Genomic DNA, 18,086 nt, shown 5'->3' with positions numbered 1-18,086 from the left:
CTCCAGCTAGCCGAAATCAGTAGTTGCCCTACTCCCCTATGCATATTGGGAGATTTCGGCGCGATAGCGCTGGTGCTATGACCGATATGTAGCACGCGGGAGTTCTTTGCATGCCGATCCGTGACCTCCGATCAATCACCCCAGACACCGAGTTTCGTCCGGATGTAGCGATCGTCGGCGGCGGCCCCGTCGGCCTGACGATAGCCCGGGAACTGGCCAACAGCCGTTGTCGGGTGCTGATCATCGAAAGCGGTGGCACCGACTTCGCAGCAGCGCAGCAGACGCTGAATTCCGTCGTTAATGTCGGCGAGCCTTTTGCCCGCGACGGTGTCGAAAGTCCCGGCCGGGGCTATAACGGCAGCCTCGCCTGGCTGAATGACATCCCCCCTTTCGAGTTACGCAACCGAGTGCTCGGCGGCAGCACGCATACCTGGATCGGCAAATGCGCGAGCTTCGACGAAATCGATTTCGAGCGACGGTCGTGGCTGCCGGTATCCGGTTGGCCGATGACGCGCGAAAGTCTGGCGCCAGCGCTTGATCGCGCGGCGCGCCTGCTCAATCTTGGACCCAATCTCTATGACGAGAGGCTGTTTGGCCGGCTGCATTCGCCGCCGGACGAACGCGGCTTCGACCGCGATCTCCTTCGCCCCTTCTTCTGGCAATTCAGCCATGAGCGCGATCGGCGGGGCGAGCCCATGCGGTTTGCCAATGTGGCGGCAGAGCTGGTGACCCCGAACATTGACATCCTGACGCATGCGACTGTCACGGCGATCCATCTCGATGAGAGCGGCAGGCGCGTCGCCTCGCTCGATCTTCGCAGCCTGGACGGAGCCGGTGCAAGCGTGCGGCCCGAGGCGGTCGTTCTGTGCACAGGCGGTATCGAGAACGCGCGCCTGTTGCTGGCTTCGACATCGGTCATGCCAGGCGGCGTCGGCAACGGCAGAGGTGTCGTTGGGCGCTACCTCGCCGATCACCCGCGCTCGACGCTTCTCCGGTTTGACCGGCGGGATATCGACGCGGTGGCACGCCACTTCAACTTCTACGGCCTGTCCGAGGAAGGGGCGACCCGGTTCTATCTCCATGGTCTGCGCCTCAGCCCGACCGTGCAAAGACGCGAGGCGCTCGTCAACTGTGCTGCCTATCCTGTGCAGGTCCATTCGGCGAGCGACCCCTGGGCGGCACTGAAGCGACTGATGCGGGGCGATCGCACGCGGCTTGCGAGCGATCTTGCCGTCGTCGCCAGGTCGCCTGCCTTCCTGGCGAAGGGCACCTTCCGCCGGATGGTACAAAAGCGGGGAATGATGCACAGATCCGACGAGCTGCGCTTCGATGTTATGGTCGAGCAGAAGCTCGACGCGGAGAGCCGCATCACCCTCGCGGATCAACGGGATACACTCGGCGTGCCGCTGCCGCGGGTCGCCTGGAAAATCGGCCCCACAGAGGTGCAGAGCGTCAAGCGGCTTGCGCGGGCACTGGCCTCCGAATTCGGACGCAATGGCCTTCCACAGCCGCGTCTGGCCGACTGGATAGCCTGGGATGACGATGGGAAGGCCGCGTTCACCGATATGGCGCATCCGTCCTGCACGACGCGCATGGGAAGCGACCCGGCGACCAGCGTCGTCGATCCGAATGCCATGGTGCACGGGGTGGAGGGGCTTTTTGTCGCCGGCAGCTCAATCTTTCCAACGCCTGGTCACGCCAACCCGACATTGATGACGCTTGGCCTGGCGATGCGTCTCGCCGACCATCTGAAAATGCGGCTGGAAAAACGTTCGGCAGCGACGTTGACGCCTCGCGCGGTCACTGAAGAAGCCGCTGCCGCACCCGGGCTTTGATGCCGGCCCCCTTCCGCTATTAGCGTCTGGTCGTCATTGCAGTCGGAAATAGAAACCGGCGCTTTCGCTCGGCCCCAGTTCGGGATGTGTCTCGATCACGTGCGCGAGCGACGGGATAGTCCAGCGGTCGACGAGGTGGTAGCCGAGCCGCTCGACATCACGGCGAATGGCCTCTTCGTCGCGCATCTGGTAAGGCACGATCGCTTTGCCGATACGCTCGAGCGTCACGATGGCGCCGCCCTCTCTGAGGGCTACCTTGTTGAGCAGGAGGTGACGCGGCAGGGCGGGCATCCGCCCCAGCAAGTCTGACAACTGGATATCGAGATATTGCAGCAGCCCTGAGCCGAGAAACAACGGCACAGGGCCGGCATCGCCGATACGGTCGACGAAATGCAGATTGTCGAGCTCGTCCTGCTCGGCCCTGCGTCGGCCCGCTTGGACGATGGCCGGCAGGTCGTAGACAACCCATCGGAAGGACCCCTCGAGAGAGAGAAGGTCGCGGAATGCCCTGTATTTCGTGCCCATATGGCCGCCGGCATCGACGAGACCGTCGATCTCGCCCATCACCTGCCGCATCCAGAAAAGCACCGGATAGTCCCAGGGCGCGACCTGGCACATCTTGTCGAAGGCGACCTGCGCGATTTCCTCATGATCATAGCCGGCAAGTCCGTTGGAGCGGGCAGCGGCGATGGCGTCTTCGAACGACGAGTAGGCACCGGTGAAGCGCTGTGGAAAAGGCGAGAGGTATCGCAGCCGGCCGCCGGCTGCCTTCAGCGGCGTCAGGGAGCGGTTGAGGCTACGCACGGCGCTGCGCAGAAGCGGGTAGGCGGTGTTCTTGATGTCGCTGGTCAGCACGATGCGTCTCCCGTGGTTTTCGCGCCTGCGTTATTCCGTGCGTTTCTCATCCGTGGCGACCGAACGCGAAGAGCGGCCGCAGGGCGTCGCTCCATCGCTGCAGAATGGCGAGCGCGGCAACATAGATCGCCGCACCGGCAACCACTTGCAGCGCGATCGTCGACATTTGCCTCAGCGACGACGCTTCGGCGATCCGGCCGAACAGAAAGACGGCGGCCGCCATGGCGCAGACGGCGATTGCCACCAGGCCGCAGTCGCGAAGAACGCGGTTCCAGGCAAGGTCGCCCTCGCGCGATTGAAGCCGCATGGATATGTTGAACGAGAACAGCGCGGCGACGCATTGTCCGAGCGCCGTAGCAACCGCGCCGAACGGGGTCAGGAGAATGATCAGGCTGACGGAAATCGCGCCGTTCAGCATGACCGCCCTCGGCATCCTGTGAATGTTGCCGCTCAGCGAAAGCAGCGGCTCGGTCACATAGCCCGGGATCAAAAGCGTCTGTTTTGCGGCGAGGATTGCGACGAGGATCGCTGCCGGTGCCCATTTCTCACCCAGTACGACGTCGATCAGTTCTGCAGAGATCAGTGCGAGGCCGAGATAGATCGGTGTCGAGATCGCCATCAGAACGGTCATGAAGGTGGTGGCCGTCGCCCCGATCGCGGCCCGGTCGACGTTACCCTTGTCCTTGCCCGCGACGCGGCCGAAGAGGATCCAGGCAAGCATCCGGGCCGGTTCGCCTATGAGCTCGGAGAAGGCGGCGACGATCCGCTCCGCCGCGCGGTAGTAGCCCGCTTCAGCAAGGCCTAGGAAGCTGCCGACCACCAGCGTGCCCGCGTATGAGCGAAAGAACACCACGAGCCGGTTGGCGACGATATGGCGCGAGAACTCCAGCACCTGCTTGGCGTATGAGCGGTGTAGGCGCAGATGCGGCAACCATCGCAGCATGATCATCGAGGCAACCAGGATCGTCAGCTGTTGCGCCAACCGCCCGCCGATGAGCGCAACGATGTTCCACCCCAGTGAAAGCCCGCCGATCGCCACCAGCAGCCCGATGATCTCGGCCGCGATCCTGATGATGGATTGGCCTCGCAATCGACCATGCGAGATGAGAATGCCGTCGTAAACTGTCGACAGCGACGCCGGCAGATACCAGGAACTGAAGAGGGCGATCAGCAACGCGCTCCAGCCATGGCCCAGCATGAACATGGTTGCAGCCGTACACAGCCCCAGGAGCGTGGCGATAAGGCCGGACAAAATCGACAGGGTCGCAAGCTGATCGAGGTCGGTCTTTTCAGTGCCGCCTTTCATCACGAACTCGCCCCAGCCGCCCTCGGCGACGACGAGAACGAAGATGGCGAGGGAGGAGGCAAAGGCAAAGAAGCCGAATTCGGCTGCCGCGAGCACGTGCGCCGCAACGATGAAGATCGACAGTTGAGCGGCCTGTGAGATGACTTTGGCGCACAGGGCAGCGAAGCCGTCGCCGATCAGATGCGGTAGGCGCAATACGCGGGGGAAACCTGGCAATAGCCTTCGCAGCCGGGGAAGTGCCGTCTCGAACCAGCTGGACATCACTGCACCACGACTGGGAGTAAGTGGCGTTGCCGGGAACATGAGAAGCCACCGGGCTCATGTGGGCGTGGCAGGTTTTGCATGCCGGCTTTTGCGAAATTGCCCCGTTTTGCTGAAAATTCGCAACTCCTAAGGTATGGTATGCGTTGACGCCATGATTCGGGTATAGCCCGTTTTGTGCGCCAGAATGCGCTATCGCATGAACGTTGGCGCCCGCAGTTCGCCTGAATTCCATGGCCGGTCGCGGTCAGGGAACGACTGGAGGCGTGCGCGGGAGAGGGGAGCTCGCAATAGATGTTGAGACGGATCTCGTTGGACAAAGAGGGCGCCATGACCAATCGGCCTTCATGGAACACGAAGCTGGCCATTCGCTGGTCCGTGGTCGTGCTGTGCCTTGTTTTTTGGGCGGCCGTGATCTTTTTCATCTGGTAAACGCCCCCGTCAGATCTCGTTTGTTGCAAAGAGGACGACGCCTACCGTTTTTACGATGATCACGATATCGAGGTAGATCGAGCGGGACTGGTAGTAGTCGATGTCGAACTGAACCCGCTCGTCATAGGTTGTTTCCGGCCGTCTTTTGACTTGCCACATGCCGGTGATGCCCGGCTTCAGCGCTGTGTAGTAGTGCAGGTTCGGGCCGTATTTCTCGGTTTCCTCCAGCGAGATCGGGCGAGGCCCGACAAGGCTCATGTCACCGCGCAGCACATTGTAGAATTGCGGTAATTCGTCGAGGCATGTCATCCGCAGGATCTTGCCGAGCCAATGCACACGTGGATCGCCGACGAGTTTGCGTTTCTCCATCCACTCCCTGTTTCGCTCGGGGTCCGACGCCAGAAGTTCGGCAAGCCTTTCCGCCGCATCGCGGCGCATGGTCCGGAACTTGAGGCATTCGAACATCTTCCCTTGCGCACCGACGCGGGCTTGCCGGAAAATGATCGGCCGGCCGTCGACGATGACAAGTGCTATTGCGATCAGCGCGAGGGCCGGCGCAAGGAAGATGAGCGCCAGGATGGAGATGGTCACGTCGATCAGACGTTTGGATCTGCTGCCGCGTCGTGCTGCGATGGCTCCGCGCGCAGTGTGTCTTTGATGTGCAGCGCCATCAGAAACAGACAGCATATCTCTCACCCCCCAAACACCGTTCGCCTTTAACAGGCTGCCAGCGGGCGCCTTGATTTACAATCGATCCTGATGGGCAAGGCCTAGTCCAATGGAGGTACGCAGCGGGCAGGATTGCTGTGCCACCGGGTAAACGTCCTAATCGCGAGGAGACGGAGCGCCTTCGCTGGCGGCTTGTTTCAAACACTGATTGAAGCGGTTTCATCCGGCCTCTCCACTGCGCAGATCGCCCCGAGCCGCGGTGGCTACCAGTTGGTGCCGTCGGATATCGACCGTGCTCCGGTTGGCGCGCTGCAACACGCGACCATAGAGGTCGACCAATGCGTCCGCCCAGGTTTCCGGCGTATGCGCGAGCGCGGCCGCCTCCCTGAAGCAGTTTCCGCTCATTTGCCGAACCAGTGCGTCGTTGGCAGCAAGGGTGCGCATCGTGGCGGCAAGATCCTCGACATCGGCGACGCGGAATTTGACACCGCAGCCGAGGGCAGCGATTTCGTCTGCGAGCAATGCGGCATCGGTCAGGATGACCGGTATGCCGCTGGAGATAGCTTCAAGGGCCGCCAGGCCGAACGGTTCCGGTACACGCGACGAGACCACGACGGCGCGAGCGCCATGAATGATATCCCGCATCTCGTCCTTGGATTTCCAGCCGTGAACGATTGCTTCTGGAAACGTCTTTTCGATAAGTGCACGACCGGCGCCGTCGCCGATGAAATGAAGCGGCACCTTGGCAAGGTGTGCCGCCCTGGCTGCATCCTCGAACCCCTTTTCGGGTTCCAGTCGGCCGACGAACACGAAGTTGCGGTTGGTCCAGGGCTGGAGCCCGGGGTCGATGAAGGGAAGCACAGGATTGCGGATCGTCTCGATGCGGGTGCCGTTCATGCCAGCGCGCTCGAAGTAGCCCCGCATCCTCTCGTGCACGACGATGATGTTTGCGGCCACCCGCTTGGTCGGGAAAAGATGTTCGCGCAGCATATGTCGCACTGAGCGCCAGGCCTTCTCGTGCAGGCCGCGTTTGTCGCATTGGGTCGTCAAGCAACGGCTGGACATCGGTTTCAGTTGACAGACGCGATGGGTCTGGAAGTTGACGAAGCCGCCATTGGGGCAGGCGAGGAAATAATCGTGAGCGTGGAGGACCACGCGGTCGCGCACCGGCGCGAGCGCCCGGAAGATTGCCGGCGACAGGATCTTCGACCAGCCATGAACATGATAGATCGTCGTTGGCGTATCCCGGCTGGCAATTAGCCCGGCGAGCGCCTCGTAGACGGGCGGATCGTAAAGGCCGAGACGCATTGCGTCGCTCCGCCGTCGCTCCAGCAAGGGAACCGCATCGAGATTGATCGTGTCGGCCGCCGGCTTGTTGGCCGGCACGCCGTCCCCGGCAAAGAACGTGACCGAGATTCCGCGCTGCTGGAGCAGTTCGGCCGAGAGTATGGCGAGATTCGTGGCGCCACCGACCCTGGTGGAACGATCGTTGATGACGACGACGCGGTCGGGCGGCTGAACTATCATGGCACTACTCGAGCCTTTCGACGTTCTGCGGCGCCAGCCGACCGGTGAACAGATCCAGGAATGCGCGTGCATTGCCGCGCAGGCGGCCCTTTCGATCGACCCACGGCTCCGGGTTCCAGACCTTGACCGAGTTCGCAATCAGGTTTCGCCCCATCTGGACGGTGGCGTGACGGATGCTCATCGTGTGCTTGCGCATCAGGTAGATGGGGTTGGCGATCTGCGAGTAACCGAATTTGACGCCAGGAGTGCGGGCCTTCTTCGTTCCAAGATGAACACCCAGCAATCGGCTCGACCGAACGACGCGGCCTTGTTTGGCGACCAACCGGCTAAAGTCGACATCTTCGAGCCAGCCATAGAGCGGCAGGTTCTCGTCAAAGCGCAACCCGCCGCGCCGGATCGCGGCGGTCCTCACAGCCATGTTGCACCCGTAGGCACTGTAAATCGGCGCGAAAGTCTCCGTCTGATCAGGTTGGGGCAATCCGACCTCGATCATCTCAAGCCCGTCGTCGATTGAGATGCCAGGTCCGATAATGCCATCGGCGATAACAGTGCCCGTGCACATGACGACATCAGGCTGGCTGAGAAACAGCCCTAGGAGTTCGTCTACATAGGATGGCGCCATCAGGAAATCGTCGTCGAGAAACAGAATGATGTCGGCATCCACGGCCGCCAGTATCCGGTTGCGCTGGCGGCACAGGCCACGTTCGGACAGGATCACGGTGACGGGGCAGGTGAGCCTGTCCGTACAGCTCGGGTCCATGTCCTCCGGCGATGAAAGGCAGACGAAGATCTCGTCCGGTTGCCGGGTCTGCCTGGCGATAAGGGGCAGGACGGCGGAGAGAATGTCTCTTCGCCCACAGCTCGGTATGCCGATGGCAACCGTTACCGGACGAACGTCGGGATGGTTATCCGTTGCTGGCATCATTTTCTGAACTTGCGCCATTGTTTTCGGTCCCAGCGAATGTTGGTACGGCGCGGGCCGTCGCTTCTGTTTGAAATGACGCCGAGCAGCGCGACGCGAGATTTGCCGAATGTCGCAAGAGCCTCGCCGAGCCGTTCGACGGTCATCTTGTCGGATTGCCCGAGGACCACGACGATGCCGTCGAGATAGGTGCAGATTACGCGCGTATCGGCGGAATCTTCGAACCCGGACATATCGACGATGATCACTTTGTAGCGCTGTCGCAGCAGCTCGAGTTCTGATTTCAGCGCCGGCAGGTGGCCGTAACGTTGATGCGCGACGGCGGCCTTGCGTGTCTGGTCGACCGTCAGAACCGGCACGCAGCGCACGGCCTTGCCGTCGAACTCCTCGACGTGCTGTATCGCCTCACTCGATCTACGCCGGGAATATTGGCCGGGAATGCCCAGGATCCGCAGGCTCTCCATGCCGAAGCCCGCGCCGTCTTCGGTGGCTACGCGGCTGAGGCGGGAGCCGACGAAGTCCGCGTCCACAAGCAGGACCGAAGCCCCTTCGTTCATGTAGAGCTGGGCGAGGTTGGCAGCGATCGTGGTCTTGCCTTCGCCGGGACCGACCGAGGTCACGCCGATGACCGCAGTCGCATTGGCGGGGAAGGCGGGATCGACGGAGGTCTTCACCCCGCGCAAGGCCTCGGAGAACCGCGAATAGGGCATGTCCAAAACCGATCGCAGCGGCAGCATTGTGGAGGCGATCGGGGGCTGATGCGGACGTGGGCTGCTTCTGAACATCGGTACGTGGCCGAGCGATGTAATGCCGAGCTCGGCGCGGAGGCGCTCGCTGGAGCTGACGCGTCGGTCGAGGCCATCACGCAGCACCGATAGCATAAGGCCGGTCGCCAGTCCGAACATCAAGGAAAACGGCATGATCGTCGAAGGCTTGGGCCAGGTCTTGCCCAACGGTGCAGTCGCCGCCGTCACGATACGGGCCTTGCCGAGGGGAAAAGACTGTTTTTGCATCGCGCCGATGAGCTGCTGAAGAATACCCTCGTACATATTACGATAGGTCGTGGCGCGGCTTTCCATCTCGGAGAGTTCGACTCGGGCGACGTTCTTGCCGGCACCCGCTGCGGTCAGATTGGCAAGCTCGCTTTCCAGCAGCTTTTCCCGGGTCTTGGCGATCTCGACATTCGACTTGTAGAACTGTTCGATGCGCAGGAATTCGTTGCGAAGTGCGGCGTCCAGCCGCGCGATATCCGCCTCGGCGGCGACAATGGCGGGGTTTCCGCTATCGTATCGGGTCTTGAGATTATCGAGCTTGGCTGTCGCCAGGCGCATTTCTTCGTTGAGCTTCTGGATCTGCGGGTTGTCGAGGCTGTCGTTGACGCTGGCGACCATCGTGTCTCTCGACATGAGTTGTTGCAGCGTCATCAGCTTGGCGGACTCAGCCGCAGTCGCGGCGCGCGCAGCCAGCATCTGGCTGCTGATTTCGGAAAGCTGCTGCTGATCGAGTGTCGACGTGGTGCCGACCGTGGTGATGTCGTTCTTGGCCCGGAACTCTTCCACGGTCATTGCGGCTGCGCGCGCCTGCGCGCCGACTTCGATCAGGCGGCTTTCCAGCCACTTGGCGCCGCTCCTTGCAGCATCGGATCGCTCGTTCATGCCTGTCCGGATATAGGCGCCGGCAATGGCATTGGCTGTCTTTGCCGCCTTTTGCGGACTGGTGGAGGAATAACCGATCTCGAGGACGTAGGACTGACCGACGCGCCGGACGGTGACGCGCGAGAGGAAGGCGGCCATGGTGCGCCGCATCAGGTATTCGTCGTCAGCCGCATTGTCTTCGGTATTTTTGGCACCTGACGAGAAAAGCGCGCCGATCATGCCTCGGATCGAGACGCCACCGCCGACGATTTCCGGATCGTTGGTCAGATCTAGCTGCTCGATGACGGCGCGGGCAATCGCCTCGGATTTGACAATTTCGACTTCGCTGGCGATCTCGGCCGCTTCGATGATGATCGTTCCGGTCGAGGCATCCTGGGAGGCGATGCGGCCCTGCTCGGGGTCGATCACCAGACGGACGGTCGCGGTAAAGGTCGGTGCCGTATTGAAAATGTAGAAGGCGCCGAGCGCCAGCCCGATCACGCCACAGATCGCGATGCGAACGAGGTGTCGCCGCAGGAAGTCGGAAACATCGCGGAAGGATATGCTCTCCTGGCCGACCGAACGCTTGGCCTCGAAGTTCTCATCCAGCACGATTTTTGAGATGTCATGCACGACCATTGGTGTTCCCCACGAAATACTCTGTGCCTCAGTCGATCTGCTGCTGTTATTGGGACTGTTCGATGCCCACCGATGTCAGAAGCTTGTTGTCCAGCGCTGCCGTCAGCGCCGAGCGAACGTCGAGCAGGTCGCCCGGATCCAGCAATGTGGCGTCCGTGACTTTGATGGCCGTGCCGTTCCCACCGCCGTGGGTTATCCAGTACTCCAGCGGCTCCAGGTCCATCGCTTTCCTATCGGCGAAACGAGAGAGGGAAGCACCGTTGATCTGCAGCAGTTGCAGCGTCGTGCTGCGCTTGAGCTTTAGATCCTCGATCGCGGCTTCTGTCATCTGCAGATCGCGGCCGGCTTCGGTTCGGCGCTGACCCTGCAAGGTTACTGCGTCGCGCTCCGTCTCGCTGAGTTTCTGTTTGGCGCGCATTGCGGCCACCTGAAGGTCGAGCTTGTCGCTTTGCAGCTCGGCGACGATCCGCTCGAGCGAAGTCTGACGCGATTTCGTCACAGTCTGGTCGTTCACCAGCTTGGATATGCCTTTGAGCTCGTCCTGCGCGATCTCGATCTGGCGCTGTTGGACGGCCGTCTTTTCGTCAAGCACGTCGATTTCGTTCTTCAGCAGAGTGCCAAGCTCGGCAAGGGAATCGAGTTGGCGGCGCATGGCTTCGACCCGGGCGTCGAAGAGCGTGCTCTCGTCGCGCACGATCTGCTGGATGGCGGCGCCATCGGCGACCTTGAGCGCTTGGGGAAACTCGATCTTGGCACCGTCCGTGAACTCTGCCCTCAGCCGGGCCCGACGGGCGGCGAGTTGCATCATCTCGAGTTCCATCCGGTTCAATTCGCCGGTGTAGCGGATCTGCTCCATGTCGGAGTAGCCGCCGGCAGGGTTGGTACGGCGTTCGCGTCCGCCCGCCATCGCCACCGCCTGCATCACCGTCATGCCCGGTCGGAATTCCAGCTCGCTCGGTCGGTCGACCAGACCCGTAACGTAGATCATGGGGTAGCGGACGACTTCGACGGATGTCTCCGGCGCCTTGCTGAGGCCGGTGCGCTCCTTCAGGAGGTCGGCGATCTTGGCTGCCAGTTCCGCGGGTGTTTGATCCCCGGCCTTGACTTCGCCGACCAGCGGAACCGAGATCGTACCGGCAGGGGAGACGACATACTCGCCGTTGAGCGCGGTCCATTCCTTGTACTCGCCCGTCGAGGCGACCCATTCGACGATTGCGACCTTGATCCTCGTCTGCGGCTGCAGACGGAACACCGGCTCGGCCTGAGCCTGATGGAGGGGAGCAAGAGTGCTCAGGCTGATTGCCAGGCACAGGGTCGAGACACGGCCAAGGGACGACAGGCGATGTAAGATACGGTGATCGGCATGGGGCATGGGGCCTCGCAGATGTTCCTGCGCGCAACGGTGCCGGACAGGTCAGCTTGGCGTGGCGCGTCGGATTGATTGTCGGCCCAAAACGTTCGAGGTAAATTCCCTGCGGTCTAATCGCGGCTAATCCCTTTAGGGGAGCGACTCTAAACCGGCGGCACCATCGGATAGGATAGCCTCGGCCGATGTCTAAACCCCGCACGGCCACCGCTGGTCGCTAAACCTTTCGAGTAGGGCGATCGTTCCTTCGGATGCACCGTCGGACCGATCTTGGCGCTGTGCACGCGAGCCCCGTCTGCCCCATGCTGCGACAGGATCGTTGCAATGGGGGAGCGCCATGCGCGTCGCAATCGTTCATTATTGGCTGGTATCGATGCGGGGCGGGGAGAAGGTGATCGAGTCGCTTTGCGATCTTTATCCCGAGGCTGACATCTTCACTCTGGTCTATGATCAGGGCCGCGTGTCCGACACGATCAAGAAGCACAAGGTCACCTCATCGTTCCTGCAGCGCATTCCCGGCGCCATCGGGCACTATCAATCATTGCTGCCCCTGATGCCCTTCGCGCTGGAGAGCCTCGATCTCAGCGGCTACGACCTGATCATTTCAAGCGAATCCGGGCCGGCGAAGGGGATCATCCCGCCGCCGCATGCGGCCCACATCTGCTATTGCCATTCGCCCATGCGCTACCTCTGGGATCACTATCATGCCTATCGGTCGAGCGCGGGCCTGCTGTCGCGGATGATGATGCCGGTGCTGGCGCCGATGTTGCGGACCTGGGACGTCAATACCAGCATGCGGGTGGACCGCTTCGTCGCCAATTCCCATCACGTGGCGGCGCGCATCAGCAAATACTATCGCCGTCCGGCCACGGTGATTTACCCGCCTGTCAGCACGGAGGACTTCGCGCCCTCGATGCAGATCGAGGACTTTTATCTCTGCGCGGGCCAGATCGTTCCCTACAAGCGGATCGATCTGGCCGTCGAGGCCTTCACGAAGATGGGCAAGAACCTCGTCGTGATCGGCGACGGCAAGGAGCAGGATATAGCCAGGTTGAAGCGCATGGCCGGTCCCACCGTCACCTTCCTGGGGCGCGCGCCCTTTGCCGTGCTGAAGGAAAAGCTCGCACGCTGCCGCGCCCTGGTTTTTCCCGGAGAAGAGGATTTTGGCATCGTGCCGGTGGAGGCTATGGCGAGCGGCCGCCCGGTCATTGCCTTTGGCGCCGGGGGTGCGCTTGAGACCGTCGTGCCCAATCTGACGGGGCTGCTTTTCGAACAGCAGAGCGTCGATGCGCTGATCAAGGCGATCTACGCCTTCGAGGCGCGGGAAGATGCGTTTCGGCCTGATGTCATCAGGGCGCACACGGGACAGTTCAGTGTCCGGAAGTTCAAGGCCGGCATGCAGGCGGTCATCGATGACGAGCTTCGCCAGCGCCGAGCGTTGCCGTTCGGTGACGGAAAGCTGGCGATCGGTGGATTCCAGATGCGCGAGGCCGAAGGCGCGACGCCGTTGCATTGAGCACGCGGCGCAACGGACTGGTTGCGAGCCTGCGAAAACGCGGGTTGTCGTTTTGGAAAAGGGATTTGCCGGCGCGCCGCTTTGGCCTGCTGCCGGCCGGAAGAGGTAGGCATGCGTTTCCTTGTTCGTCGGCTGGAGGCTTTCAATCGGGATGAGTTGCCCGCGTGGCGCGGCGCTCGACCGACGTCGTTGCAGGTTCTCCTGTTCGTGCCGCGCCTCGTCGAATTCCTGGTGATGTATACCGTCGGTTTATGCGCGCTCGCGGCAATCCTCTTGCTGATGGCGATTGGGTGGTTGACGGGACTCGACCGTAAGACAAGCTGACGCGCAGGCGGACGAAGCGGAGAGGCCGCGCGGCCGTTTCTTCTCAGGATCTTTCTCCCCTATGAGGCTTTTGCACCACACGTCTACGTTGGCGCAGCTGCGGTTCGGCAGGTGTCCATCGGCGATTGGTGTTCCCATGATTAGGTGTTCTCTGGGAGCAACAGTCCGCCGCAAACTTGCATGCGGGGCGTCGTGTCCGGCGCGGTGCCTTCGAAATGTCCGATCCGCGTTCAACGGTGGCGTTTCTGTTGCTCGATTCGTTTCCCAGAAGACCGAGTGCTGTTGATCAATAACGACCCGAAAAGGAGCGAACATATGAAACTGAGCCTTGCGATGACGCTTGCCGCCGCCTCCCTGGCCTTTGCCGGTGCGTGGGCTGTCAATGCTGCCGACCTGCCGACCTACAAGGAAACCTACCGGGAGCCGGACGCGCGCGATGGCGTGAAGATCGGTTACCTCGATTGCAACATTGCCGGCGGTGCCGGCTATGTCCTGGGTTCGGCCAAGGAAGTCGAGTGCGTCTTCCGTTCGACTGTTGGCGCCGAGGCTTCCGACCACTATGCCGGCGCGATCCGCAAGCTCGGCGTGGATGTTGGCTTCACCACCCGCAGCCGGTTGATTTGGGCAGTGTTCGCGCCGACTGCCGGCTACCACAAGGGCTCGCTGAGCGGCATCTACCAGGGTGCGACAGCCGAGGCGACGCTTGGTGCTGGCGTTGGAGCGAACATTCTTGTCGGCGGTACGGCCGGCGCCATTCATCTGCAGACGGTCAGCGTGACGGGTCAGCTCGGTCTCAATGTCGCCGCCACCGGCACATCGATGACGCTCACCTCGGTGAACTGATTTTTGATCGGCGCGCGGCTCTGCTGCGCGCCGATGCTTCTCCTGTCTTCTTCGACGTCTTAACTTTCCGGATCGCCACGCTGCCGCAGTCGAAGGTGACGGCTGGGCAATCCTGTCGCGCGACCACGCTTAAGCGTCATTCCCGCAAGGCTGAATTCATCTCCTGCACGTTCCGTCTAGCGCCGGTCTTCCAGCGCTTGCAGCGAGCTGCCTTCAACGGAATTTCAGGGGCCAAACTCCGAGCGGGTTTTTCTCTCAACCCGCCATGAAATAGAAATGCATTTCTTATAATGCATATTGTCTATGTGTTTTATAGATTAATGGCGACCGACAGTGGCGCCGAGACAATCTGGAACACTTGGCATGTCCTATCTTCTCAGCCTTCTCGACAAGAGCCCGATCGATCCCGGGAGTCCCGCGACTGACGCGCTGCAGGCGACGGCCAGGCTGGCGGCGAAAGCAGAGGAGTGGGGCTATCACCGCTTCTGGCTGGCCGAGCATCACAACATGGCGGGCCTCGCAAGCTCGGCGCCCGAAACGCTGATTGCCTATCTGCTGGCAAGGACGTCCAAGATCCGCGTCGGCTCTGGTGGCGTCATGTTGCAGCATTACAGCGCTTACAAGGTCGCCGAAACGTTCAATCTGCTGGCGTCGCTTGCGCCGGGACGGGTCGATCTCGGCGTCGGCAAGGCGCCGGGTGGCTTCCCCCTCGCGACACGGGCGCTGCAGATCGGAACCGATCCCGAGCGCAAGCCGGGTTTCGCCGAGCAACTGAGCGATCTCAACCGCTATCTCGCGCCTGGCAAGACGGAAGAGGGGGCGCTGTTGGCAACGCCTTTGCCGGCGCATGCGCCGGAGCGGTTCCTGCTCGGCGCCAGCGTCGAGAGCGCCGAACTCGCTGCAGCGAAAGGCTGGCAACTTGTCTTTGCCGCGCATCTCAACGGCGACCCGGAAAACCTTGAGCGAACGGTTGCGGCATATGAGCGCGCAACGGGCGGCGGTCGGCCCATTTTGGCGGTCGCGGCGCTGGCGGCGGAAAGCGAAGAGCATGCCCGCGAGCGCGTCGCCGGCCTTCGCATCTTCAAGGTTTTTCTTGGCAACGGCCAGAGCGTCAATGTCGGCAGCGAGGAGCAGGCGGCCGAATTCGCGCGCCAGGCCGGCGTCAGCGACTACCGGGTCGAGGAAAAGAGCCCCAGCGTGCTGCACGGAACACCGCGTCAGGTCCGCCAGGAACTGGATGCGCTCCATCGGCGCTACGGCGTCAAGGAATTCGTGATCGACACACCGGCCCTTCCTGCGGCCGAACGCTTCGCATCGATCGAACTCATCGCAAGAGAGCGGCTTTCGCTCGTCGCCTGAACATCCGCAAGAGGATCTCGTCCATGACCAGGAAGCCCATCACCAGAAAGAACATCACCTTCGGTATCATGCTGCAGGGCCCCGGCGGCCACATGAATGCCTGGAAGCATCCGAGCGGCCCCGCAGACGCCAGCGTCAATTTCGACTTCTTCGTCGACACAGCGCGCAAGGCTGAGGCCGCCGGCATCGCCTTTGCCTTCGTTGCCGATGGTCTCTACATCAACGAACAGTCGATCCCGCATTTCCTCAATCGCTTCGAGCCGCTGACCATTCTGTCGGCGCTTGCCGCGTCGACCTCGAAGATTGGGCTGGTCGGCACGGTTTCGACCTCCTACAGCGACCCTTTCACCATCGCCCGCCAATTCGCCTCGCTCGACCTCATCAGCGGCGGACGTGCGGGCTGGAACGCGGTGACGTCGCCGCTGGAGGGCTCCGGCCGCAACTACGGTCGCGAGCATCCGGAACATGAACTGCGCTACGAGATCGCCGACGAATATCTGGATGCGGCCAAAGGCCTCTGGGATTCATGGGATGACGATGCCTTTGTCCGTGACCGCCAGGCCGGCGTCTATGTCGACAAGGCCAAGATGCGCCGGTTGAACCACAAGGGCCGTTTCTTCCGCATCGAAGGACCGCTCAACATCAGCCGCTCGCGCCAGGGGCAGCCGGTGGTCTTCCAGGCAGGAGCCTCCGATTCAGGCATTCGTCTCGCCGGCAAACACGCCGATGCCGTCTTCACCAATGGCGGCCCGGTCGAAGACGCTCAAACCTTCTACAAGCAGATCAAGCAGAGCGCGATCGCGCAGGGGCGAAGGGCGGCCGATGTCGGCCTCTTCCCCGGCATCGCCCCGATCGTCGGCGCGACCGCCGAGGAGGCCGAAGCCAAGTACCAGGCGATCCGGGCGCTGGTCACGGTCGAGGAGGCGCTGCTTTACCTCGGCCGGTTCTTCGATCACCACGATTTCAGCGTCTATCCTCTCGACGAGCCTTTCCCCGATATCGGCGATATCGGCAAGAACAGCTTTCGCGCGACCACAGACCGGATCAAGAAGACGGCGCGCGAGACCGGCCAGACATTGCGCGAGATCGCGCTTGATGTCGCAACGCCGCGAACCGCCTTCATCGGCACCGCCGAGCACATCGCCGACGAGATCATCCGTTGGGTCGATGGCGACGCTGCAGACGGTTTCATCCTCGGCTTCCCCGTCATTGCCGAAGGCCTGCAGGATTTTGTCGCCCACGTGCTGCCGCTCCTCGAGCAGCGCGGCTATTTCGACCCGCATCTGAAGGGCGAGACGCTGCGCGACCATCTCGGGCTGTCTTACCGCGAGAGCCGCTATGCGGCGCCGGCAGCCGAGATCGAGCAGGGAAGGGCCGTTGGCGCTTGAGGCGTCGGGGAACCGCCCATGAACATGATCGTCAAGGACACACCGGCGGGGGACGCGGTCGAGCGAGGCATTGGCGCCTATCTCGATGAGATCGTTGCGCTGCGCCACGATCTCCACCGGCATCCCGAGCTTGCGTTTCACGAACGCCGCACCAGCGAAATCGTCGCCTCCCGGCTTTCCGCCTGGGGCTACGAGGTGGCGACCGGAATTGCCGGGACGGGCGTCGTCGCCACCTTGAGCCGGGGCAGAGGCGCGCGCAGCATCGGCATTCGCGCCGACATGGATGCCTTGCCGATCGAGGAGGCGACGGGCCTTGCCCATGCCAGCGTCAATCCCGGCGTCATGCATGCCTGCGGCCACGATGGCCACACGGCTATCCTGCTGGCCGCCGCCCGCTATCTGGCGGAAGCCGGTCGTTTCGACGGCACCTTGCGGCTGATCTTCCAGCCTGCCGAAGAGATCGGTGCCGGCGCACGCAAGATGCTGTCCGAAGGGCTGTTTAAGCGCTTTCCCGTCGACGCCGTGTTCGGCCTGCACAATTGGCCGGGCGTGCCGGCCGGGCAATTAGGCTTCGTCGCCGGCCCGGCCATGGCTTCGGTCGACCAGTGCAATATCAAGATCGTCGGCAAGGGCGGCCATGGGGCGGAACCGCAGCTCACCGTCGATCCGGTGCTGGCAACCGCGTCGCTGATCACGGCCCTGCAAAGCGTGGTTTCGCGCAATGTCGATCCGCAGGAAATGGCGGTCGTCACCGTCGGCTCGATCCATGGCGGTTCGGCTTCCAACGTCATCCCTGAAAGCGTGTCCCTGAAACTGACCCTGCGGGCCTTCAACGAGACCACCCGCGGGCTGCTGGGCGAGCGCGTTCCGGCACTGGCGCGTGCACAGGCCGAAAGCTTCGGCGCGGTTGCGGAGGTGGATTACCGCCGCGGGTTCCCGGCACTGATCAATCACCGTGCCGAGACGGAGCTTGCCCACGATGTGGCCGTTGAGACCTTCGGCCCTGGCCAGGTCGTCAGCGACTTCAAACCGCGCACGGCAAGCGAGGACTTCGCCTTCATGCTCGAGGAGAAGGCCGGCAGCTATCTCTTCGTCGGTAATGGCGACAGCGCGCCGCTCCATAGCGCCAACTACGACTTCAACGACGCAATCATCGCGCCTGCCGCCCGCTACTGGGTGCGGCTGGTCGAAACCTTCCTCGCATGATGAC

At 62.3% G+C, this 18,086-nt stretch carries 14 protein-coding genes; 7 read left to right on the top strand and 7 right to left on the bottom strand.

Translation table 11 applies throughout. From position 1 onward, the window contains the following. Window positions 1–110 precede the first annotated feature (110 nt). On the top strand, window positions 111–1,835 hold the full coding sequence (locus AC244_RS20185; protein ID WP_053250601.1) for an FAD-dependent oxidoreductase: 1,725 nt from the start codon (window positions 111–113) through the stop codon (window positions 1,833–1,835). 33 nt (window positions 1,836–1,868) lie between these two features. Here AC244_RS20185 and AC244_RS20180 read toward each other — a convergent pair whose 3' ends face one another. From AC244_RS20180 to AC244_RS20150, 7 genes are all read right to left on the bottom strand, one after another. Further along, complete coding sequence (locus tag AC244_RS20180; protein WP_234716988.1) at window positions 1,869–2,690, bottom strand: methyltransferase, TIGR04325 family; 822 nt, start codon at window positions 2,688–2,690, stop codon at window positions 1,869–1,871. Window positions 2,691–2,736: 46 nt separating this feature from the next. Further along, window positions 2,737–4,257, bottom strand: a complete 1,521-nt coding sequence (locus tag AC244_RS20175) for an oligosaccharide flippase family protein (protein WP_161807881.1) — start codon at window positions 4,255–4,257, stop codon at window positions 2,737–2,739. 441 nt (window positions 4,258–4,698) lie between these two features. Next, entirely contained in the window at window positions 4,699–5,376 is a 678-nt protein-coding gene (locus AC244_RS20170; protein WP_053250599.1) for a sugar transferase, read from the bottom strand. A 201-nt stretch (window positions 5,377–5,577) separates the two neighbouring features. Beyond that, entirely contained in the window at window positions 5,578–6,885 is a 1,308-nt protein-coding gene (locus tag AC244_RS20165; RefSeq protein WP_063934121.1) for a glycosyltransferase family 4 protein, read from the bottom strand. Window positions 6,886–6,889: 4 nt separating this feature from the next. Continuing rightward, a complete protein-coding gene (locus tag AC244_RS20160; RefSeq protein ID WP_053250598.1) occupies window positions 6,890–7,810 on the bottom strand; it encodes a glycosyltransferase family 2 protein in 921 nt (306 codons plus the stop codon). After that, window positions 7,807–10,080, bottom strand: coding sequence for a GumC family protein (locus tag AC244_RS20155; protein ID WP_053250597.1), 2,274 nt, complete (start codon window positions 10,078–10,080; stop codon window positions 7,807–7,809). The genes AC244_RS20160 and AC244_RS20155 overlap by 4 nt, the downstream gene beginning before the upstream one ends. Window positions 10,081–10,126: 46 nt before the next feature. Next, window positions 10,127–11,452 (bottom strand): polysaccharide biosynthesis/export family protein, encoded by a 1,326-nt coding sequence (locus tag AC244_RS20150; protein ID WP_082366968.1) that lies wholly within the window; start codon window positions 11,450–11,452, stop codon window positions 10,127–10,129. Window positions 11,453–11,783: 331 nt separating this feature from the next. On the opposite strand from AC244_RS20150, the gene AC244_RS20145 reads away from it, so the two are divergent. The 6 genes from AC244_RS20145 (at window position 11,784) to AC244_RS20120 (ending at window position 18,082) form a co-directional block, all read left to right on the top strand. Next, window positions 11,784–12,962, top strand: coding sequence for a glycosyltransferase (locus AC244_RS20145; protein ID WP_082366965.1), 1,179 nt, complete (start codon window positions 11,784–11,786; stop codon window positions 12,960–12,962). A 111-nt stretch (window positions 12,963–13,073) separates the two neighbouring features. Then, window positions 13,074–13,286, top strand: a complete 213-nt coding sequence (locus AC244_RS20140; RefSeq protein ID WP_053250595.1) for a hypothetical protein — start codon at window positions 13,074–13,076, stop codon at window positions 13,284–13,286. 315 nt (window positions 13,287–13,601) lie between these two features. Beyond that, on the top strand, window positions 13,602–14,129 hold the full coding sequence (locus tag AC244_RS20135; RefSeq protein WP_053250594.1) for a DUF992 domain-containing protein: 528 nt from the start codon (window positions 13,602–13,604) through the stop codon (window positions 14,127–14,129). 363 nt (window positions 14,130–14,492) lie between these two features. Next, complete coding sequence (locus AC244_RS20130) at window positions 14,493–15,488, top strand: LLM class flavin-dependent oxidoreductase (protein ID WP_053250593.1); 996 nt, start codon at window positions 14,493–14,495, stop codon at window positions 15,486–15,488. Window positions 15,489–15,511: 23 nt separating this feature from the next. Next, window positions 15,512–16,876 carry an LLM class flavin-dependent oxidoreductase gene (locus tag AC244_RS20125; RefSeq protein WP_414735939.1) on the top strand — a complete coding sequence of 455 codons (1,365 nt, stop codon included), beginning with the start codon at window positions 15,512–15,514 and terminating at the stop codon, window positions 16,874–16,876. 18 nt (window positions 16,877–16,894) lie between these two features. Further along, on the top strand, window positions 16,895–18,082 hold the full coding sequence (locus AC244_RS20120; RefSeq protein WP_053250592.1) for a M20 aminoacylase family protein: 1,188 nt from the start codon (window positions 16,895–16,897) through the stop codon (window positions 18,080–18,082). The last annotated feature ends 4 nt before the right edge of the window (window positions 18,083–18,086 follow it).

Source organism: Ensifer adhaerens, from assembly GCF_001270265.1.
Classification (GTDB): domain Bacteria; phylum Pseudomonadota; class Alphaproteobacteria; order Rhizobiales; family Rhizobiaceae; genus Ensifer; species Ensifer adhaerens_B.
The sequence above is the reverse complement of the archived record's forward strand: the minus strand, read 5'-3'. Positions and strand labels throughout refer to the sequence as shown.